The sequence below is a fragment of the Paracoccus panacisoli genome (assembly GCF_042435015.1).
In the GTDB taxonomy this organism is placed as follows: domain Bacteria; phylum Pseudomonadota; class Alphaproteobacteria; order Rhodobacterales; family Rhodobacteraceae; genus Paracoccus; species Paracoccus panacisoli.
Genome location: NZ_JBHMQU010000042.1, coordinates 1 through 4068, shown reverse-complemented (window position 1 = coordinate 4068; position 4068 = coordinate 1). Strand labels below are relative to the sequence as shown.

Annotated in this window: 3 protein-coding genes; 1 reads left to right on the top strand and 2 read right to left on the bottom strand. The window is 72.5% G+C overall.

The window, feature by feature from the left end; genetic code table 11:
* Nucleotides 1-227 precede the first annotated feature (227 nt).
* Together ACFHYO_RS09285 and ACFHYO_RS09280 are read right to left on the bottom strand one after the other, a co-directional pair.
* Nucleotides 228-836: an MlaC/ttg2D family ABC transporter substrate-binding protein gene (locus tag ACFHYO_RS09285; protein WP_036711199.1), complete on the bottom strand. Its 609-nt coding sequence runs from the start codon at nucleotides 834-836 to the stop codon at nucleotides 228-230.
* Entirely contained in the window at nucleotides 826-1608 is a 783-nt protein-coding gene (locus ACFHYO_RS09280) for an MlaA family lipoprotein (RefSeq protein ID WP_394319931.1), read from the bottom strand. Before ACFHYO_RS09280 ends, ACFHYO_RS09285 begins: the two co-directional genes overlap by 11 nt.
* A gap of 143 nt (nucleotides 1609-1751) precedes the next feature.
* On the opposite strand from ACFHYO_RS09280, the gene ACFHYO_RS09275 reads away from it, so the two are divergent.
* Nucleotides 1752-3494, top strand: a complete 1743-nt coding sequence (locus ACFHYO_RS09275) for a type I secretion system permease/ATPase (RefSeq protein WP_394319929.1) — start codon at nucleotides 1752-1754, stop codon at nucleotides 3492-3494.
* Nucleotides 3495-4068 lie beyond the last annotated feature (574 nt).

The window sequence follows — 4068 nt, the reverse complement described above, 5'->3', positions numbered from 1 at the left end:
CGCCGCGATCGAGGCCGCGCTGCCCGCAGCCCAGGGCGGCAGCGCCCCGGCCCCTGCCCCGGCCGACCGCGGCGCCACCGCGCCCGCCACCGGGGGCGATGCGCTGGCCGAGGCGCTGAACGCCATCCCCCGCCTCAACTGACCCCGGCCTCACCTGACCGCCGCGCCCATGCGAAAAGGGCCCGCCAGTCCGGCGGGCCCTTTCTCGTGGCGACGGGGGGATGCGGTCAGCCCGCCTGCTGCAGATCCGCGATCAGCCCGTTCAGGTCGCCCTTGCGGCGGGCCAGCATCGCGCCGATCTCCTCGCGCTCGGACGCGAGCATGTTCACCCCCTCGATGATGAGGTTGAAGAACCGCGGCTGCCCGGTCTTGTCCGAGATGTGCCAGTCGACCTGCATCGGGCTGCGCCCGTTCAGATAGGCGGTCGAGCTGACCGACCAGAACGACTTGACCGGCTTGGCGCCGCCCACCTCGATCTTCGAGCCGATGAACTCGCGGAAGCGCTTGCCGTACTTGCGCGCGATATAGCCGGTCATCGCCTGCTTGAAGCGCCCGAAGGTGGCCGGGTCGAGCCCGCGCGCCGCCGGTCCCAGCGCCGAGCGGGCGATGGCGTCCACGTCGGCGTGGCGGGTGAACACCCCCTCGAAGCGGCGGTACATCTCGGCCGGCGGGGTGCCGGCGTTGATGATGGCGAAGACCTCGTCCACGGCGCGCTGGATGGCGGCGGTGGCGGATGCGGCAGACAACGCGGCCCAGGCCGGCATGGCGGGCAGGCCCACGGCCAGCGCCCCGGTGGCCATCAGGCCCAGGAACCCGCGGCGGGTCTCAATCGGCATATGGGTCAATGACGTCCTCTTCCTGCTTGAGCTCGAAACGGCGGTGCTGGCTGTAGAGCAGCCGGGCCTGCGCGTAGCTGTCGGCACTGTCGTGCAGAACCGAGTCCACGGTCGAGCCGAAACGCGCCCGCTCACCGGCTTTTGAGACGATGCGCGCCACCGTGCCCGCCGCCTTCTGCTCGGAGGTCAGCACGCTGTCGAGCGGGTCGATCATCACGAAATCGACGATCTTCCCGGCGAAATCGCGCTCGGTCGAGGGGCCGAGCACCGGCAGCTCGAGATAGGCGCCCGCCGGCACCCCCCAGACGTGCAGCGTCTCGCCGAAGTCGGTGTCGATCTCTTGCAGCGCGAACTCGCGCCCCGCGGGATCGAAGACCCCGGCCAGCCCGAGCGTCGAGTTGACGAGGAACCGCGCCGCGTTCTGCGCCGCTGGCTGCGGTCGGCCCTGCAGCAGGCTGTTGACCACCTTGCCCGGCAGCGAGAGGTTCGACCCGAAGTTGCCGACCATCTCGACCGGGCCCGGCCCCGGTTCCCACGGGTGGGGGTTCGGGGCGGCGGCAGCCGTGACCGCCTCGCCGTCGCCGCGGCGCACCGCGCGGCTGATCGGGCGCAGCACGGTGGCATCCAGCGACTTGTTGAAGGCGTGGACCTGCCGGTTCATCGGCTCATAGGGGTCGGCGATCTGCCCCTCGGGCGCCGTGGCGCAGCCTGCGAGAAGCGCGAGTGCCGCAGCGGCAAGCGTCCCGCGCGGGCGAATGGAAATCGCGGCCATGAACCTCTCCTTAACCCGTCCGTGCGATGAAGCCGACGTCGGGCCTGTTTACGCCATTGCGGATGGGATAGTGACGGAAGCGGACCGCGGCAACCGGCCAGGCAACTGGACGATGACACGAGCCTGCGACGGGAAAGGGGACGATGGCAGCGCCACCCGGACGGCATGACGGATTCGCCGAACTCAGGGCCGCCCGTGGCGGCAGCCTGGGGCTGGTCGCGGCCGTCGCGGTGTTCTCGGTCGCGGTGAACCTGCTGAACCTGACCGGGCCGCTCTTCATGATGCAGGTCTATGACCGGGTGCTGGGCAGCCGCTCGGTCCCCACGCTCGCGGGGCTGTTCGCGCTGGTGGCGTTTCTCTTTGCCATGATGGGGCTGATCGACCTTGCCCGCACCCGGGTGATGGCCCGCGTGGCGATGCGCTTCCAGGACCGGATGGAGCAGCGGGTGTTCCAGGCCGCCCTCGCCGAGGGCGCGGCGACCGGCCAGACCCATGCCGCCCAAGGCGGCCTGCGCGACCTCGAGGCGGTGCGCCAGCTCATCGGCTCGCCGGTGCTGATGGCGCTGTTCGACCTGCCCTGGGCGCCGGTGTTCCTCGCCGGGCTTTATCTCTTTCATCCGGTGCTGGGGGTGGTGGCCACCATCGGCGGGCTGATTCTCGTCATCACCACCTGGCTCAACCAGTCGCTGACGCGCCGGCCGCTGCAGCAGGCGGTGCTGTCCGGCCAGACCGCCGACCGCGCCGCCGACCTCTACCGCGACGAGGGCGAGCTGATCGGCGCGCTCGGGATGCGGCAGGCGACCTTTTTGCGCTGGCGCGGGGCGCGCGAGCGGATGGCGCAGGCGACGATGACAGGCGCCGACCGCGGCTCGTTCTTCGCGGTGTTCTCGCGCACCTTCCGGCTGTTCCTGCAATCGGCGCTGCTCGCCGCCGGGGCGTGGCTGGTGCTGCGGCAGGAGGTGACGCCCGGGGCGATGATCGCCAGCTCGATCCTGATGGGCCGGGCGCTGGCGCCGATCGAGCAGATCGTCGGCGGCTGGCAGGTGATCCAGCGCGCCCAGGACGGGTGGGCGCGGATGGGCAACCTGCTGAGCCGCCGCCCGCCGCAGCCGCCGCGCACGCCCCTGCCCCGCCCGGCGGCGCGGCTCGAGGTGTCGAACCTCACCGTGGTGCCGCCCGGCCAGTCGGTGCCCACGCTGCGCGGGGTCAGCTTCTCGCTCGGCCCCGGGCAGGCGCTCGGGGTGATCGGCCCGTCCGGGGCGGGCAAGTCCACGCTGGCACGGGCGCTGATCGGCGCCTGGCCAGCGGCGGGCGGCGCGATCCGCCTCGATGGGGCGACGCTGGAGCAGTATGACCCGGACGTGCTGGGCGGGCTGATCGGCTATCTGCCCCAGCAGGTGACGCTGTTCGACGGCACCATCGCCGAGAACATCGCCCGGCTTTCGCCCTCGCCCGACCCCGACGCCGTGGTCCGCGCGGCGACCGCGGCGGCGGCGCACCGGATGATCCTCGACCTGCCGCAGGGCTACGACACGCCGATCGCGCAGGCCGGCGCACGGCTCTCCGGCGGGCAGATCCAGCGCGTCGGGCTGGCCCGCGCGCTCTATCTCGATCCGGTGCTGTTCGTCCTCGACGAGCCGAACTCGAATCTCGACAACGAGGGGTCCGAGGCGCTGAACCTTGCCATCCGCGCCATCAAGGCGCGGGGCGGCGCGGTGATCATCATGGCCCACCGCCCGGCGGCGATCGCCGAGTGCGAGCTGCTCTTGGTGATGAGCCAGGGCACCCGTCAGGCCTTCGGGCCCCGCGACGAGGTGCTGCGCTCGACCGTCCGCAACGCCGAGACGATCAACCGCGCCAAGGGTGCGGGCGGAGGCGTGACATGACCGCAAGCCCCCCCGGACACCGCGCCGCCTACGTGCCCTCCGGTCAGACGGACGAGGCCGTGCCTGCTGTTGGTGAGGCGTCTGCCGCCGCTGGTGCTGATTCGAAGGTGGGTGGCTTGGGCACGGTGTTCCCGACGACCGCCCAAGCGGCTCAGCCCGTCCACGCGGCAACCGAGCCCGCATCCCAAGTTGCCAAAGGGTCGAATCCAGGCCGCATCACCAGCCCCTCGCCGGCACCCGGCTCTGGCTCCGGCTCTGGCTCCGGCAAGGCTCCGTCCTCCGCCAACGCGGGGTCCAATACGGGCGGCGTCACCACGACCCCCCCCGCAGCCGGCCCAGGCGCAGCACTCCCCGCGCTCGGCTCGGGACCGTCGTCCGCCAGCCCTCCCAGCACGAACCACCTCGGCACGTCCCCCGGTAGCACCGCACGCCCCGCGGCCGCCCTCCCAACGCCGCGCGCACCCACAACCGCGCCGCCCCCCGGTCCCGACTCCCCGGCGCCCACGCGCAGCGCCGCGCCACCGCGCGCCGCCCAGAACCCCGCGCCGCAGCCGGGGGCGGCCAACCCGCTCGG